Here is a 15437-nt window from a genome sequence, read left to right on the forward strand (position 1 = left end):
GGTGGTGGCTCGTAGACTCCCTGCGTGGACACGACCCTTCAGGACCCGCTCGTCGGGCAGGTGCTCGACGGCCGTTATCGCGTGGACGGGCGGATCGCGGTGGGCGGGATGGCCACGGTCTACCGGGCCGTGGACACCCGCCTCGACCGCGTGCTCGCGCTCAAGGTGATGCACCCGACGCTGGCCGCCGACGTCTCGTTCGTCGAGCGCTTCATCCGCGAGGCCAAGTCGATCGCCCGGCTCTCGCACCCGAACGTGGTGGGGGTGTACGACCAGGGCGCCGACGGCGCGTACGTCTATCTCGCGATGGAGTACATCGCCGGCTGCACCCTGCGTGACGTGCTCCGCGACCGCGGCGCCCTGCAGCCGCGCGCGGCCCTGGACATCCTGGAGCCGGTCCTGGCCGCGCTCGGCGCCGCGCACCGCGCGGGCTTCGTGCACCGCGACATGAAGCCGGAGAACGTCCTCATAGGAGACGACGGCCGGGTCAAGGTCGCCGACTTCGGGCTCGTGCGCGCGGTGGACACCGTCACGAACACCACCGGCACGGTCCTCGGCACCGTCTCCTATCTCGCCCCCGAGCAGATAGAACACGGCACCGCCGACACCCGTGTGGATGTGTACGCGTGCGGCGTCGTGCTCTACGAGATGCTGACCGGCGCCAAGCCGCACTCCGGTGAGTCGCCCGCCCAGGTGCTCTACCAACACCTCCACGAGGACGTACCGCCCCCTTCGGCGGCCGTCCCGGGTCTCGCCGTCGAGCTCGACGAGCTCGTGGCCTCCGCGACCGCCCGTACGCCCGACGTCCGCCCGTACGACGCGGTGGCGCTGCTCGGGCAGGCCAGGGTGGCGCGCTCCGCGCTCTCCGTCGAACAGCTGGACGCGGTGCCGCCGCAGGCCCACGCAGCGGACCACGACAACGCTCGGCACGACAGCGCGCGGCACGACAACTCCGACGACCGTACGAACGTGATTCCGCGCGCGGTGCGCCCCGTACAGCTGCCGCTTCCCACGGACGGCGACCAGGACCGCCAGGACCGCCAGGACCAGCTCAACCGCACGAGCATCCTGGCGTCGCCTCCGCCGCCGCCCGCTCCGCCGGCCGCGCCCGGCCGCAGGGGCGTCGATCCGCGCCGTCGCACCCTGGCGGTGGTCGCCGCCGTGCTTCTCGCCCTCGGCCTCGGCGCCGGTGTCTGGTACATCAACTCCGGCCAGTTCACGAAGGTCCCGCCGCTCCTGGCGAAGACCGAGTCGGCGGCCAAGAAGCGCCTCGGCGAAGAGGGGCTCGAGGTCAACGCCGTCAAGCGCGCCTACAGCGACACCGACAAGCGCGGCACGGTCATGGCCACCGACCCCGAGGCGGGCGAGCGCATCCGTGCCAACGACGGGGTGACGCTGACCATCTCGAAGGGCCCCGAGATCGTGAAGGTGCCGAGCCTTTCGGGCACCCCATTGGCCAAGGCGAAGGACGAGCTCAAGGACGCCGGGTTCGCTCCCGGGATGACGAACAAGGCCTTCAGCGAGGAGGTCCGCAAGGGCTCCGTGATCGGCACGGACCCGAAGGCGGGCTCCAAGCGCAAGGCCGGATCGGCCATCGCGATCACCGTCAGCAAGGGGCCCGAGGTCGAGGTCCCCGACGTGACGGGCGACTCCCAGGCCGACGCGACCTCCGAGCTGGAGGATCTGGGCCTGAAGGTCGAGATCGCGACGAAGCGGGTCCACTCCGACGAGGACAAGGGAACGGTCGTCGACCAGTCACCCAGGGAGGGCCAGAAGCGGCTCGCCGAGGGCGACACGGTCAAGCTGACGCTGTCCAAGGGGCCCGAGATGATCGAGGTCCCGGACGTCGAGGGCATGGGAGTCGACGAGGCCACCGAGGAGCTGGAGGCCGTCGGCTTCGACGTGGACGAGGACCGCGGCCTCCTTGGCCTCTTCGGGGACAAGGTGGAGAGCCAGTCCGTGGAGGGCGGCGACAAGGCCCCCAAGGGTTCCACGATCACCATCAAGATCCGCTGACGGGACGCTCACGCGCTCGTGCCACCCTTGAACGCGTGAGCAGCAACGACTCCCCCAGCATCCCGCCCCACGGCACCCTGTCCCGCAATCCCGTCGGCGGCCACGTCCCCGTGGCCGGCGGTCTCGCCTCCGTCGGGCTCTCGTACGCCCGTGACCTGGGCGCCGAGGCCGTCCAGGTGTTCGTGGCCAATCCGCGGGGCTGGGCCACGCCGCCCGGCAACCCGAAGCAGGATGAGGAGTTCCGCGCGGCCTGTGCCGCGGAGGGGATTCCCGCGTACGTCCACGCGCCCTACCTCATCAACTTCGGCTCGCACACCGAGGCGACCGTGGAGAAGTCCGTCGATTCCCTGCGCCACTCGCTGCGCAGGGCCCGCGCGATCGGCGCGCTCGGGGTCGTCGTGCACACCGGCTCCGCGACCGGCGGCCGGGACCGTGCCGTGGCCCTGCGCCAGGTACGCGAACGGATGCTGCCGCTGCTCGACGAGCTGACGCACGACGACGACCCGTTCCTCCTCCTGGAGTCGACCGCGGGCCAGGGCTTCTCGCTCTGCTCACGCACCTGGGACTTCGGCCCGTACTTCGACGCGCTGGACGCCCACCCGAAGCTGGGCGTCTGCCTGGACACCTGCCACATCTACGCGGCGGGCCACGACCTGGCCGGTCCCGGCGGCATGAAGGAGACGCTGGACCTGCTGGTCGAGACCGTCGGCGAGGGCCGCCTGAAGCTGGTGCACGCCAATGACTCCAAGGACGTGGTCGGCGCCCACAAGGACCGTCACGAGAACATCGGCACCGGCCACATCGGCGAGGAACCCTTCCGCGAGCTGATGACCCACCCCGCGACCGAGAACGTGCCGCTGATCATCGAGACGCCCGGCGGCAAGGAAGGACATGCCGCGGACGTGGCGCGCCTGAAGGAGCTCAGGAGCATCTAGAGACCTGACCTCAGCGACCTCAGAGATCCCTTGAGGAATACCCCCTAGGGGTATACGGTTCTTGCCAGGCGGCAGGAACCGTTGTCCGACGTTGGGGGATTCTCATGCAGCACGATCACGACACTCACGCTGAGCGCGCGGCTCACGAGCACCAGCACGCGGGGCACCACGTGCACCAGCACGCCGGGCAGCACGGCCTGGGCAAGGTCAGCTGGCGCATGGCGGCGCAGGCCACCCTCCACTGCCTCACCGGGTGCGCCATCGGCGAGATCCTCGGCATGGTCATCGGCACCGCGCTGGGCTGGGGGAACGTGCAGACGATGATCCTTGCGATCACCCTGGCCTTCTTCTTCGGATACGCCCTGACCCTGCGCGGCATCCTGAAGGCGGGGGTCGACTTCAGGACGGCGTTCCGGGTCGCGCTCGCCGCGGACACCCTGTCCATCGCGGTGATGGAGCTCATCGACAACGGCGTGATCGCGCTGTGGCCGGGAGCGATGGACGCCCATCTGGGGGACCCGATGTTCTGGTACATCCTCGCGATCGCGCTGGCCGCCGCCTTCGTGATCACCGTTCCGGTCAACAAGTGGATGATCGGCCGCGGCAAGGGCCACGCGGTGGTGCACCAGTACCACCACTGACACGAGCCAGGACTAGAGCTCGGGGCCGTCCCCGGGCTCTTCCTGGTACGAGTAGCGCTGCTCGGTCCAGGGGTCGCCGACGTTGTGATAGCCGCGCTCCTCCCAGAAGCCGCGGCGGTCGGCGGTCATGTACTCCACGCCGCGCACCCACTTGGGGCCCTTCCAGGCGTACAGATGAGGCACCACGAGCCGCAGCGGGAACCCGTGCTCCGCGGTCAGCAGCTCGCCCCCTTTGTGGGTGGCGAAAATCGTGCGCTCATCCATGAAGTCGGCCATCCGCAGGTTGGAGCTGAAGCCGTACTCGGCCCAGACCATCACATGGGTGGCGTCCGGCGCCGGCGGCGCGATCTCGAGCAGGGACCGCGCGGGCACCCCGCCCCATTCGGCGCCGAGCATGCTGAACTTCGTGACGCAGTGCAGATCGCCGACCACGGTGGCGTACGGAAGAGCCGAGAACTCCTCGTGCGTCCAGCAGTGTTTGCCCCCGTCGGCGGTGGCCCCGAAGACCCTGAACTCCCAGCGCTCCGGACGGAACTTCGGCACCGGTCCGTAGTGGGTGACCGGCCAGCCCCTCTGCAGTCGCTGCCCCGGTGGGAGCTCCGGCTCCACTGCTCCCCGAGATGCGCGATCCGCCGACTGACCCATGAGTCCATCCTGACAGACCCGGGTAGGTGGACGTGACCAGGAGGCCTCCGACCGGCGCCGGTCGGAGGCTGATTGGGGCAACTCCTACTAAGCATGCACTTACTGGACGGTCTTCCGTACCGGTGCAAGGATGCGCGGAACCTGCCCAGTTACCACGTGGAAGGAGCCTCTGCGATGCAGGGCGACCCCGAGGTCATCGAATTTCTCAACGAGCAGCTGACCGCCGAGCTCACGGCGATCAACCAGTACTTTCTCCACGCCAAGATGCAGGAGAACTTCGGCTGGCCCAAGCTCGCGAAGTACACCCGGTCCGAGTCGATCGACGAGATGAAGCACGCGGAGATCCTGACCGACCGGATTCTCTTCCTCGACGGCCTGCCCAACTACCAGCGGCTCTTCCACGTACGCGTGGGCCAGACCGTCACGGAGATGTTCCAGGCCGACCGGCAGATCGAGGCGGAGGCGATCGACCGCCTCAAGCGCGGGATCGAGGTGATGCGCGGCAAGGGAGACATCACTTCCGCGAACATCTTCGAGTCGATCCTGGAGGACGAGGAGCACCACATCGACTATCTCGACACCCAGCTCGAACTGGTCGAGAAGCTCGGCGAGCCGCTCTACATCGCGCAGCTCATCGAGCAGCCGGAGAGCTGAGCGAGGGCTAGGCGGCCTCGTCCAGGGCGGTGTCGAGGCCCGCGTCCACGCCGGTGAGTACGGGCTGCCCCTGGTCGGCCAGCTCCCTGCGGGGGCACGTGCCCCGGCCCAGGAGCGCCTGGATGCTCCGTACACACGAACCGCAGTCGGTGCCCGCCTTGCTGGCGGACGCTATCTGGCGGGGCGTGCAGGCACCGTCCGCCGCGTGCTGCTTCACCTGCGCTTCGGTGACCCCGAAACAGTTGCAGACGTACACGCGGTTCACCTCCCGGGCAGGATTGATCGGCGGCGCCATCCCGTTTAATCGGTGAGGCTAACCTAACCTTACCCACGTCCCCGGGTCCACAAAAGCCCTGATACGCCGGTGGGGCACGGATCACATGGATCCGTGCCCCACCGTCGCGTCTCGCGGGAATACCTACTGGCTGCGGTACATCTCCGACACCAGGAACGCCAGGTCCAGGGACTGGCTGCGGTTCAGGCGCGGGTCGCAGGCCGTCTCGTAGCGCTGGTGCAGGTCGTCGACGAAGATCTCGTCGCCGCCGCCCACGCACTCGGTGACGTCGTCACCGGTGAGCTCGACGTGGATGCCGCCGGGGTGCGTGCCGAGGCCCTTGTGGACCTCGAAGAAGCCCTTGACCTCGTCGAGCACGTCGTCGAAGCGGCGGGTCTTGTGACCGGAGGCCGCCTCGAAGGTGTTGCCGTGCATCGGGTCGGTCACCCAGGCGACGGTCGCGCCGGAGGCGGTGACCTTCTCGACGAGCTCCGGGAGCTTGTCCCGGACCTTGTCGGCGCCCATGCGGACGATGAAGGTCAGGCGGCCGGGCTCGCGGTCCGGGTCGAGGCGCTCGATGTACTGCAGCGCCTCCTCCGGGGTCGTCGTCGGGCCGAGCTTGATGCCGATCGGGTTGCGCACCTTGGAGGCGAACTCGATGTGCGCGCCGTCCAGTTGACGGGTGCGCTCACCGATCCAGACCATGTGACCCGAGGTGTCGTAGAGCCGCCCGGTGCGCGAGTCCACGCGGGTGAGGGCCGACTCGTAGTCGAGGAGGAGCGCCTCGTGCGAGGCGTAGAACTCGACGGTCTTGAACTCCTCCGGGTCCGTCCCGCAGGCGCGCATGAAGTTGAGCGCGTTGTCGATCTCGCGCGCCAGCTGTTCGTACCGCTGGCCCGAGGGGGACGACTTCACGAAGTCCTGGTTCCAGGCGTGCACCTGGCGCAGGTCGGCGTAACCGCCGGTGGTGAAGGCGCGCACCAGGTTGAGCGTGGACGCGGAGGCGTTGTACATCCGCTTCAGGCGCTCGGGGTCCGGGACGCGGGCCTTCTCGTTGAAGTCGAAGCCGTTGACCGAGTCGCCGCGGTACGTCGGCAGGGTCACGCCGTCGCGGGTCTCGGTGCCCTTGGAGCGCGGCTTCGAGTACTGCCCGGCGATGCGGCCGACCTTCACGACGGGCACGGAGGCCGCGTACGTCAGGACGGCGCCCATCTGGAGCAGCGTCTTCAGCTTGTTGCGGATCTGGTCGGCGGACACGGCGTCGAAAGCCTCGGCACAGTCGCCGCCCTGAAGCAGGAACGCCTCTCCCTTGGCGACGGAGGCCAGTCGGGCGCGCAGCTGGTCGCACTCGCCCGCGAAGACGAGCGGCGGATACGACTCGAGCTCCGCGATCACATCGCGCAGAGCCTCGGCATCGGGGTACTCGGGCTGCTGCGCCGCGGGAAGGTCTCGCCAGGTGTTGCCACCGGAAGGGGTGGTCTTAGCGTTCACGGTCACCCCCACAACATTACGGGGTGATGTCCGCCGTCCATTCACCCGCTCACCAAGTGAGACGGACCCGACACAGCCGAGCGTCGCCCCGGTGATGCGCTAGGGTGCGGTGCATGCACGCGCAGACGACCCGAAACTGGTGGTGGCCCGCTCATCCGGCGGCCCACTGACTCTGCGCGTTTCGAGACTCGCGAAGGCCGCCCGAGGGGCGGCCTTCAGTGTTTTCCGGACCATGATCCTGAGGATCTCCGGACCGGGCCGTTCCTCTCCGAGTGAGAAGGAACAAGACCCGATGGACATCACGAACCAGCTCGCCGGTCTGCTGACGGAGGACCGCCCGTTCGCCGTGCTCCGCCGCCGCACGCCCGGCCACGACCACGACACGGTCGAGGTCCTGATCGGTGCGGTCGGCACGTACGACCGGCTCGCCGACATCCCCGACGAGGGCCTCGCCCTCATCCCCTTCCGGCAGATCAGGGAGCGCGGGTTCGACGTACGCGACGACGGCACGCCGCTCACGGTCCTGACCCCCGACGAGACGTACGAACTCCCGCTCTCCGAAGCCCTGTCGACGCTGCCCGGCCATGACGTGCGCGTGGAGGGCGGGGCCTTCGACGTCGACGACGCCGCCTACGCGGAGATCGTCGGGCGGGTCCTGCGCGAGGAGATCGGGCGGGGCGAGGGCGCGAACTTCGTCATCCGGCGTACGTACGAGGGGGAGATCCCCGGCTTCTCCAGGGCGGACGCCCTGGCCCTCTTCCGCAGGCTGCTCGTGGGCGAGCGGGGCGCCTACTGGACGTACGTCGTGCACACCGGGGAGCGGACCCTGGTCGGGGCGAGCCCCGAGGTGCATGTGCGGATGTCCGGCGGGACGGTCGTCATGAACCCGATCAGCGGGACCTACCGCTACCCGGCCGACGGGCCCACGGCGGACGATCTGCTCGGCTTCCTCGCCGACGGCAAGGAGACCGAGGAGCTGTCGATGGTCGTCGACGAGGAGCTCAAGATGATGTGCACCGTCGGCGACATGGGCGGTGTCGTCGTCGGCCCGCGGCTCAAGGAGATGGCGCACCTCGCGCACACCGAGTACGAGTTGCGCGGCAAGTCGTCCCTGGACGCGCGCGAGGTCCTGAAGGAGACGATGTTCGCGGCGACCGTCACCGGCTCGCCCGTGCAGAACGCCTGCCGCGTCATCCAGCGCCACGAGACGGGCGGGCGGGGCTACTACGCGGGCGCCCTCGCCCTCATCGGCCGGGACGCGGGCGGCGCGCAGACCCTCGACTCCCCCATCCTGATCCGCACCGCCGACATCTCCGCGGACGGAAAGCTGCGGGTCCCGGTGGGCGCGACGCTGGTGCGCGGCTCCGACCCTGCGAGCGAGGTGGCCGAGACGCACGCCAAGGCGGCCGGCGTGCTCACCGCGCTCGGTGTGCGTCCCGGGCGCCCCCGCGACGAGCGCGTACGCCCCGCCCTGGCCGACGACCCACGGGTGCGGGCGGCCCTCGACAGCCGACGGGCCGGGCTCGCGCCGTTCTGGCTGCGGATGCAAGAGCAGACCGCCGAGCTGGCCGGGCACGCCTTGGTGATCGACGGCGAGGACACGTTCACGTCGATGCTGGCGCACCTGCTCCGTTCCTCGGGTCTCACGGTCTCCGTCCGCCGCTACGACGAGCCGGGCCTGCGGGAGGCGGCCCTGGCCCACGAGGGCCCGCTGATCCTCGGCCCCGGCCCGGGGAACCCCTCGGACCCCGACGACCCGAAGATGACCTTCCTGCGCTCGCTGGCCGCCGAGGTGATCCGGGAGCACCGCCACGGCGTCCTCGGTGTCTGCCTCGGCCATGAGCTCCTGGCCGCCGAGCTGGGCCTGGAGATCGTCCGCAAGGAGGTCCCCTACCAGGGCGCCCAGACGCGGATCGACCTGTTCGGGCGGCCGGAGACGGTCGGCTACTACAACAGCTTCGCGGCCCACTGCGACGAGGAGACCGCGCTCGAGCTGGCCGCGCACGGCATCGAGGTGAGCAGGGACGCGGCCACCGGGGAGGTGCACGCGCTGCGGGGGCCCGGCTTCGCGGGCGTCCAGTTCCACCCGGAGTCGGTGCTCTCGCTGCGCGGGACGGCGATCGTGCGGGAGCTGCTCTCCGGGGTGCTGGTCTAGAGCGTGGGGGCCGCCGGGACCAGCACGTTCTCGCTGCGGCGGCCCTCTTTGTAGTCCAGGACGTTCTGCACCGTGGTGTCGATGATCTGGCCGACCGCGTCCACGGTGTAGTACGCCTGATGTGAGGTGACCACGACGTTCGGGAACGTCACCAGGCGGGCCAGGGTGTCGTCCTCGATGGCCTCGAGCGACTTGTCGAGGAAGAAGAGCCCCGCCTCCGCCTCGTACACATCGAGCCCGACGCCCGCGAAGCGGCCCATGCGCAGCTCCGAGACGAGCGCGTCGGTGTCGATCAGGCCGCCGCGGCTGGAGTTCACCAGGATCGCGTCGTCCTTCATCATCCGCAGCGCGTCGGCGCCGATGATGTGCTGCGTGGCGGGGAGCAGCGGGACGTGCAGGCTGATCAGGTCGGCCTCCGCGAGGAGTTCCTCCTTCGCGACGTACTTCATGCCGAGCTCGACGCAGGCGGGATTCTCGGCGACGTCCCAGCCGAGCAGCCTCATCCCGAAGCCGTGCGCGATCCGCGTGAACGCCTCGCCGATCTTCCCGGTGCCGAGCACGCCGACCGTGCGGCCCCGCAGGTCCCTGCCCATCAATCCGTCGAGCCGGAAGTCGAAGTCGCGGGTGCGGTTGCTGGCGCGGACGATGCGGCGGTTGACGGCCATCGCCAGGGTCCAGGCGAACTCGGCGACGGAGTACGGCGAGTAGTACGAGACGCGGGCGATGGTGAATCCGAGGCGCTCGGCGACCAGGAGATCGATGTTGTTGAAGCCGGTCGAACGCTGGGCGATCATCTGTGTCCCGCCCGCCGCGAGGGTCTGCAGGACACGGTTGCCGAGATCGGCGTTGACGCTGGTCGAGACGATCTCGTAGCCGGCGGCGATGGGGGCGGTGTCCTCGGTGAGGAAGACGTCCAGGCAGCGCACGTCGTGGTGCGCGGCGAAGGCCTTCTCGATCAGCGGCTTCTCGTCGGCCTGCACGCCGAAGGCGAGGATCTCCATGGGCCGAGTGTAGGTATGACGGGGCGGATCGGCACTGCGGGGAAACGGGTGGGCGGGTGGGAGAAATCCGCCGCGAAGCGGCGGCACAGGGCACCCGCCCACCGGGATCAGCCGAAGATCAGCCGAAGAAGACCCCCACCTCGGAGTAGAGCGCCGGGTCGACGGTCTTCAGCTTCGACGTGGCGTCAGCGATCGGCACCCGCACAATGTCCGTGCCCCGCAGCGCCACCATCTTCCCGAAGTCGCCGTCCCGGACGGCCTCGATCGCGTGCAGCCCGAAGCGCGTGGCCAGCCAACGGTCGAAGGCGCTCGGCGTGCCGCCGCGCTGGACGTGCCCGAGGACGGTCGTCCGCGCTTCCTTCCCCGTGCGTCCCTCGATCTCCTTGGCCAGCCACTCCCCCACGCCCGAGAGCCGCACATGTCCGAAGGAGTCCTGCGTGCCGTCCTTGAGGACCATCTCGCCGTCCTTGGGCATGGCCCCTTCCGCGACGACGACGATCGGCGCGTACGACGCCTTGAACCGCGAGGTCACCCAGGCGCACACCTGGTCGACGTCGAAGCGCTGCTCGGGGATGAGGATGACGTTGGCGCCGCCCGCGAGCCCGGAGTGCAGCGCGATCCAGCCCGCGTGCCGCCCCATGACCTCGACCACGAGGACCCGCATGTGCGACTCGGCGGTCGTGTGCAGCCGGTCGATCGCCTCGGTGGCGATGCCCACCGCGGTGTCGAAGCCGAAGGTGTAGTCCGTGGCGGAGAGGTCGTTGTCGATGGTCTTCGGTACGCCGACGACATTGATGCCGTACTCGTCGGTGAGCCGGGCGGCGACGCCCAGGGTGTCCTCGCCGCCGATCGCGATGAGGGAGTCGACCTCGTGCTTGGCGAGGTTCTCCTTGATGCGGCGGATGCCGTTCTCCGCCTTGAGCGGGTTGGTGCGCGAGGAGCCGAGGATGGTGCCGCCCCGGGGCAGGATGCCCCGCACGGCCGGGATGTCGAGCGGGACGGTGTCGCCCTCCAGCGGACCGCGCCAGCCGTCCCGGAAGCCGACGAAGTCGTAGCCGTACTCCTGCACGCCCTTGCGGACGACGCCCCGGATGACGGCGTTGAGCCCGGGGCAGTCGCCGCCTCCGGTCAGTACTCCGATTTTCTTGGCCGCCATGGAAACGTCCCTTCGCCTCAGTGACCTGATGCGAGTCACGCTAATGGTGATCCAGGTCACCCGGGGACGGTCCGGATGGTCAATTCCTGTCCGTTAAGGGGGAGTTGATCACGCGAGTTCACCCTTATGAGGGGTCGCCCGCGCGGTCACAAGGGCTCACGCGTCGTCGAGACCTCGCTCGATCGCGTACCGCACGAGCTCCACGCGGTTGTGCAGCTGGAGCTTGCCCAGGGTGTTCTGCACGTGGTTCTGCACGGTGCGGTGCGAGATGACCAGGCGCTCGGCGATCTGCTTGTAGCTCAGGCCCTTGGCGACGAGCCGCAGCACCTCGGTCTCGCGGTCGGTCAGCTGCGGGGCCTTCGGCTCGTCCGGGGCGCCGGGCGCCGGATCGGACGCCAGGCGGCGGTACTCGCCGAGGACGAGGCCCGCGAGCCCCGGGGTGAAGACCGTGTCGCCGACGGCCGTGCGGCGCACCGCGTCCGTCAGCTCGGCGGTGGAGGCCGACTTCAGGAGATAGCCGGTGGCGCCGGACTTGACCGCCTCCAGGACGTCGGCGTGCTCGCCGCTCGCCGAGAGGACGAGCACGCGCAGGGCCGGGTTGGCGGCGACGAGTTCCTTGCAGACCTGGACGCCCGGCTTCAGGGGCAGGTTCAGGTCGAGCACGAGGACGTCGGGCTCCACGGCCTGGGCGCGGCGCACGGCCTGCTCGCCGTCGCCCGCCGTGGCGACCACGTCGAAGCCGGCCTCCGCGAGGTCGCGGGCGACCGCGTCCCGCCACATCGGGTGGTCGTCTACCACCATGACCCTGACGGTGCCGGTGCCGTCGTGCTGCTGCTGTTGCTCGCTCATCGTTCCTTTCCTGCCTTCCCCCGTGGGACTCTCAGTTCGACTTCCGTGCCCTGGCCGGGCACCGAGATCAGCTCGGCCGTGCCTCCGATGTCCCGCAGGCGCCCCCTGATCGACAGGGCGACACCGAGCCGCCCCTCCCCCTCGGCCTCCGCGAGCCGGCCATCGGGGATACCGGGGCCGTCGTCCCGCACCGTCACGATCACGGCGTCCGGCTCGTCCTCGACCAGGATCCAGGCCCCGGCGTCCGGGCCCGCGTGCCGGTGGACGTTGTCCAGGGCGGCGCCCACCGCGGCGGCAAGCTCCCGGGCGGCCTTCGGCGGGAGGGCGACCGGAGCGCCCGGCTCCGAGACGGTGACCTTCGCGCCCGCGTACGGGAAGAGCAGCGAGCGCAGGTCACAGCTGTCGCCGTCATCGGTGTCGCCGTCCGGCTCCTCCACCGCGCGAACCACGGCCCCCAGCGAGGCGTCCTCCGACTCGTGCGAGGGCAGGACCAGGCCGCCCGCCACCAGCGTACGGAGCGCGACCTCCTGCTCCCCCGCCATCCTGCCGAGCTCCGCCGCCTCGCCGCCGATCGCGGTGCCGCGCCGCTGCACCATCGCCAGGACCTGCAGCACGCTGTCGTGGATGTCGCGGGCAAGACGCTCCCGCTCGCGGGTCGCGGCCTCGATCTCCAGGGCGCGGGCGAGGGTGCGCTCGGAGGCGCGGGCCACCTCGACGACGTACCCGATGGCGATGGAGGCGATGCAGACGAGCAGGACGTTGTGGAGCGTGTCCTGGGTGGGCCTGCCGCGCTGCGCGATGTTGGCCACGCCGACGAGCGCCGAGGCGAACGCCGCCCATCGCCAGCCGCCCTTGATCGCGAACGCGAGCACCGCGCCCGCCGTCCATATCGACGGCAGCGTCGGGCCGTCGTGGACGATCCGCTGGTGCGAGTCGGCGACCGGCGTGAGCAGGATGCCGACAAGGGCGATGGTCAGGTCGGTGATCAGGAACCGCTTGGTGCAGCTCGCCGCGTTCGCGACCTTCGGGAGCGTGCCGATGGTCCAGCCGGCGAGCACCGCGTAGAAGGCGATGGCCACCCAGGGGCGGTCGAACTTGTCGTACGCGGCCACGAACAGGCCGATCGCGTACAGCATCGTCAGCACGCGGTAGCCGGTCAGCGCACGCCACAGCGGCTGCTCGACCGACATCCTCATGACGCGCACACGCTTGGCCATGTCCCCCCACCCCTTGGGTCGCCGACGGCCACCCCTTGCGCTCGCTCCCCCATGCACCGACGCGCTTACGCGCCGGACCGTTCCTTCTCGGCCGCCGCGGCCGCTTTCTCCGCCTTCTTCTCGGCTTCCTTCTCGGCCTTCGCCGCGTCCGAGAGGCGGCGCTTGGCCGCCGTCGCGTACTCGTCGACGTACTCCTGGCCGGAAAGCTTCATGATCTCGTACATGACCTCGTCGGTCACCGCCCGCAGGACGAACCGGTCCTGCTCCATGCCGTGGTAGCGGCTGAAGTCGAGCGGCTCGCCGATCTTGATGCCGGGCCGCATCAGCTTCGGCATCACCTTGCCGGGCGGCTGGATCTTCTCCGTGTCGATCATCGCCACGGGGAGCACGGGCGCCCCGGTGGCCAGGGCCACGCGCGCGAGGCCGCCGGGCTTGCCACGGTAGAGCCTGCCGTCGGGCGAACGGGTGCCTTCCGGGTAGATGCCGAAGAGCTCACCGCGCTCCAGGACCTCGATGCCGCTCTTGATGGCCGCCTCGCCCGCGCCCCGGCCGCCGGAGCGGTCCACGGGCAGCTGGCCCACGCCCTTGAAGAAGGCCGCCGTGAGCTTGCCCTTCACGCCCGGGGACGTGAAGTACTCCGCCTTCGCGATGAAGGTGACCTTGCGGTCGAGGACCGCGGGCAGGAAGAAGGAGTCCGAGAAGGAGAGATGGTTGCTCGCCAGGATGGCCGGTCCCTCGGCGGGTACGTTCTCAAGGCCCTCCACCCAGGGCCTGAAGCCGAGCTTCAGCGGCCCTCCGATGGCGACCTTCATTGCGCCGTAGATCAAACCGAGTGCCTCCTGTTAAGTGTGGATCAGACCTTAACCCGCAGTAAGCCCAAAGGGCCCGACGACCCTGGTCGGTGTCAGTCCGGTCGCGTACGGTGAAGTACTCCCACCCCGCAGCAACATCTGACGAAGGAGACCGAAGTGCCGGTCCTCCCCGGAGCCGAGCCGTACCGCCACGAGGGCGGCGAGGTCGGCGTCCTCCTCTGCCACGGCTTCACCGGAACCCCGCAGTCCCTGCGCCCCTGGGCGGAGTTCCTGGCGGCCCGCGGCCTGACCGTCTCGCTCCCGCTGCTGCCGGGGCACGGCACGCGCTGGGAAGACCTCCAGGTCACCGGCTGGCAGGACTGGTACGCGGAGGTGGAGCGTGAGCTGCGCGCACTCCGTGAGCGGTGCACGGAGGTCTTCGTGTTCGGCCTCTCGATGGGCGGGGCGCTGGCGCTGCGGCTCGCGGCGAAGCACGGCGACGAGGTGCGCGGCGTCGTCGTGGTGAACCCGGGGAACAAGGTGCACGGCCTCGCGGCGCACGCGCTGCCGGTCGCCCGGTATCTGGTGCCGTCCACGAAGGGCATCGTGAGCGACATCGCACTGGAGGGCTCGGAGGAGGTCGGCTACCACCGGATTCCGCTGCACGCGGCGCACTCCCTGCGCCGGTTCTTCCAGCGGGTGGACGGCGAACTGCCGCAGGTGACCCAGCCGTTGCTGCTGCTGCACAGCCCGCAGGACCATGTGGTGCCGCCGGCCGACTCGGCCAGGATTCTCGGCCGGGTCTCGTCCACGGACGTCACCGAGACCCTCCTGGAACAGAGCTACCACGTCGCGACGTTGGACCATGATGCGGACCGGATCTTCGAGGAGAGCTACGCGTTCATCGGCCGGCTCGCCCCCAGTGTCGGTAAGGAAGGGACGGCCACCGGTGGCTGAGCAGGACCGAATCGAACCCGACGGCGAGAGCCGCGAGCCCGAGAAGCGACAGGAGCCCGCGGAAGGCCTGGGGCTGCCGCTCGACGAGGACGCGGCCTGGCAGGCGATCGTCGCGGGGTACGGCCAGGAGCCGGCGGACCCGCCGGGCGCCAAGCCGTTCAAGTCCATCGAGGACCTGGCCCTCCTTGAGCCGGAGACGAACGACACCCCGGCCGGCGACAAGAGCGCCGCCGGCGAGACGGGCGGCAAGAGCACCAAGAACCCCACGGCTCCCGACGACCCGGACGACTCCGGGTCGAAGAAGACCCTGGGCGGCTCCGTCTCCTTCGCCCCCGGCGTCGGCGGCGGCCCGCGTGACTACGACGCGCCCGAGGCGTCGGACGACGACCTGGGCGCGGACGACGAGGGCCACTTCGTCCCGCCGGAGCCGCCGCCGCTGCCCGCCGCGGACGTGACGGCGAAGTTCGCCTGGCTCGCGGTGCTCGGCGGCCCGCTGCTGCTCCTGCTCACGGTGCTGCTCGGCTGGCAGATGACGTGGTGGCTCGCCACCCTCAGCATCGGCGGCTTCCTCGGCGGCTTCGCCACGCTGGTGTCGCGGATGAAGGGCGACGACGACGAGGAGAACGAGGACCCGGGCCGCGGCGCGGTGGTCTGA

16 protein-coding genes are annotated in these 15437 nt (G+C 70.0%); 8 read left to right on the forward strand and 8 right to left on the reverse strand.

Annotated features, from left to right (window positions below; genetic code table 11):
• The first annotated feature begins 24 nt into the window (after positions 1-24).
• The 3 genes from pknB (at position 25) to AB0M70_RS24630 (ending at position 3592) form a co-directional block, all read left to right on the forward strand.
• Entirely contained in the window at positions 25-2016 is a 1992-nt protein-coding gene (gene pknB, locus AB0M70_RS24620; protein WP_365822764.1) for a Stk1 family PASTA domain-containing Ser/Thr kinase, read from the forward strand.
• Between the two features lie 35 nt (positions 2017-2051).
• Entirely contained in the window at positions 2052-2951 is a 900-nt protein-coding gene (locus tag AB0M70_RS24625; protein ID WP_365822766.1) for a deoxyribonuclease IV, read from the forward strand.
• Between the two features lie 104 nt (positions 2952-3055).
• Complete coding sequence (locus AB0M70_RS24630; protein WP_365822768.1) at positions 3056-3592, forward strand: DUF4396 domain-containing protein; 537 nt, start codon at positions 3056-3058, stop codon at positions 3590-3592.
• 12 nt (positions 3593-3604) lie between these two features.
• Here the strand turns inward: AB0M70_RS24630 and AB0M70_RS24635 are convergent, their stop codons facing one another.
• Positions 3605-4237 carry a sulfite oxidase-like oxidoreductase gene (locus tag AB0M70_RS24635; protein WP_365822770.1) on the reverse strand — a complete coding sequence of 211 codons (633 nt, stop codon included), beginning with the start codon at positions 4235-4237 and terminating at the stop codon, positions 3605-3607.
• A 174-nt stretch (positions 4238-4411) separates the two neighbouring features.
• Here AB0M70_RS24635 and bfr point away from each other — a divergent pair, with 174 nt between their 5' ends.
• Positions 4412-4891: a bacterioferritin gene (gene bfr / locus AB0M70_RS24640; protein ID WP_363208257.1), complete on the forward strand. Its 480-nt coding sequence runs from the start codon at positions 4412-4414 to the stop codon at positions 4889-4891.
• Positions 4892-4898: 7 nt separating this feature from the next.
• Here bfr and AB0M70_RS24645 read toward each other — a convergent pair whose 3' ends face one another.
• Positions 4899-5156, reverse strand: coding sequence for a (2Fe-2S)-binding protein (locus AB0M70_RS24645; protein ID WP_365823183.1), 258 nt, complete (start codon positions 5154-5156; stop codon positions 4899-4901).
• 153 nt (positions 5157-5309) lie between these two features.
• Positions 5310-6662 carry a class II 3-deoxy-7-phosphoheptulonate synthase gene (locus tag AB0M70_RS24650; protein ID WP_365822773.1) on the reverse strand — a complete coding sequence of 451 codons (1353 nt, stop codon included), beginning with the start codon at positions 6660-6662 and terminating at the stop codon, positions 5310-5312.
• Between the two features lie 107 nt (positions 6663-6769).
• Here AB0M70_RS24650 and AB0M70_RS24655 point away from each other — a divergent pair, with 107 nt between their 5' ends.
• Both AB0M70_RS24655 and AB0M70_RS24660 read left to right on the forward strand, forming a co-directional pair.
• Entirely contained in the window at positions 6770-6826 is a 57-nt protein-coding gene (locus AB0M70_RS24655; RefSeq protein WP_351162541.1) for a trp operon leader peptide, read from the forward strand.
• 122 nt (positions 6827-6948) lie between these two features.
• Positions 6949-8811 carry an anthranilate synthase family protein gene (locus AB0M70_RS24660; protein WP_365822775.1) on the forward strand — a complete coding sequence of 621 codons (1863 nt, stop codon included), beginning with the start codon at positions 6949-6951 and terminating at the stop codon, positions 8809-8811.
• Here AB0M70_RS24660 and AB0M70_RS24665 read toward each other — a convergent pair.
• The 5 genes from AB0M70_RS24665 to AB0M70_RS24685 all read right to left on the reverse strand — a co-directional run bounded on the left by AB0M70_RS24665 (position 8808) and on the right by AB0M70_RS24685 (position 13846).
• The gene (locus AB0M70_RS24665; RefSeq protein WP_365822777.1) at positions 8808-9812 is read right to left on the reverse strand and encodes a 2-hydroxyacid dehydrogenase; all 1005 of its coding nucleotides are present in this window, start codon (positions 9810-9812) and stop codon (positions 8808-8810) included. The genes AB0M70_RS24660 and AB0M70_RS24665 overlap by 4 nt on opposite strands.
• 118 nt (positions 9813-9930) lie before the next feature.
• Positions 9931-10968, reverse strand: coding sequence for a 6-phosphofructokinase (locus AB0M70_RS24670; protein ID WP_365822779.1), 1038 nt, complete (start codon positions 10966-10968; stop codon positions 9931-9933).
• A gap of 156 nt (positions 10969-11124) precedes the next feature.
• A complete protein-coding gene (locus tag AB0M70_RS24675; protein WP_365822781.1) occupies positions 11125-11817 on the reverse strand; it encodes a response regulator transcription factor in 693 nt (230 codons plus the stop codon).
• Positions 11814-13034, reverse strand: a complete 1221-nt coding sequence (locus AB0M70_RS24680) for a DUF5931 domain-containing protein (RefSeq protein WP_365822783.1) — start codon at positions 13032-13034, stop codon at positions 11814-11816. Before AB0M70_RS24680 ends, AB0M70_RS24675 begins: the two co-directional genes overlap by 4 nt.
• 65 nt (positions 13035-13099) lie before the next feature.
• A complete protein-coding gene (locus tag AB0M70_RS24685; protein ID WP_365823185.1) occupies positions 13100-13846 on the reverse strand; it encodes a lysophospholipid acyltransferase family protein in 747 nt (248 codons plus the stop codon).
• A gap of 156 nt (positions 13847-14002) precedes the next feature.
• Here AB0M70_RS24685 and AB0M70_RS24690 point away from each other — a divergent pair, with 156 nt between their 5' ends.
• Both AB0M70_RS24690 and AB0M70_RS24695 read left to right on the forward strand, forming a co-directional pair.
• Positions 14003-14782: an alpha/beta fold hydrolase gene (locus AB0M70_RS24690; RefSeq protein ID WP_365822785.1), complete on the forward strand. Its 780-nt coding sequence runs from the start codon at positions 14003-14005 to the stop codon at positions 14780-14782.
• On the forward strand, positions 14775-15437 hold the full coding sequence (locus tag AB0M70_RS24695; protein WP_365822787.1) for a hypothetical protein: 663 nt from the start codon (positions 14775-14777) through the stop codon (positions 15435-15437). Before AB0M70_RS24690 ends, AB0M70_RS24695 begins: the two co-directional genes overlap by 8 nt.

Source organism: Streptomyces sp. NPDC051214 (assembly GCF_040682375.1).
In the GTDB taxonomy this organism is placed as follows: Bacteria; Actinomycetota; Actinomycetes; order Streptomycetales; family Streptomycetaceae; genus Streptomyces.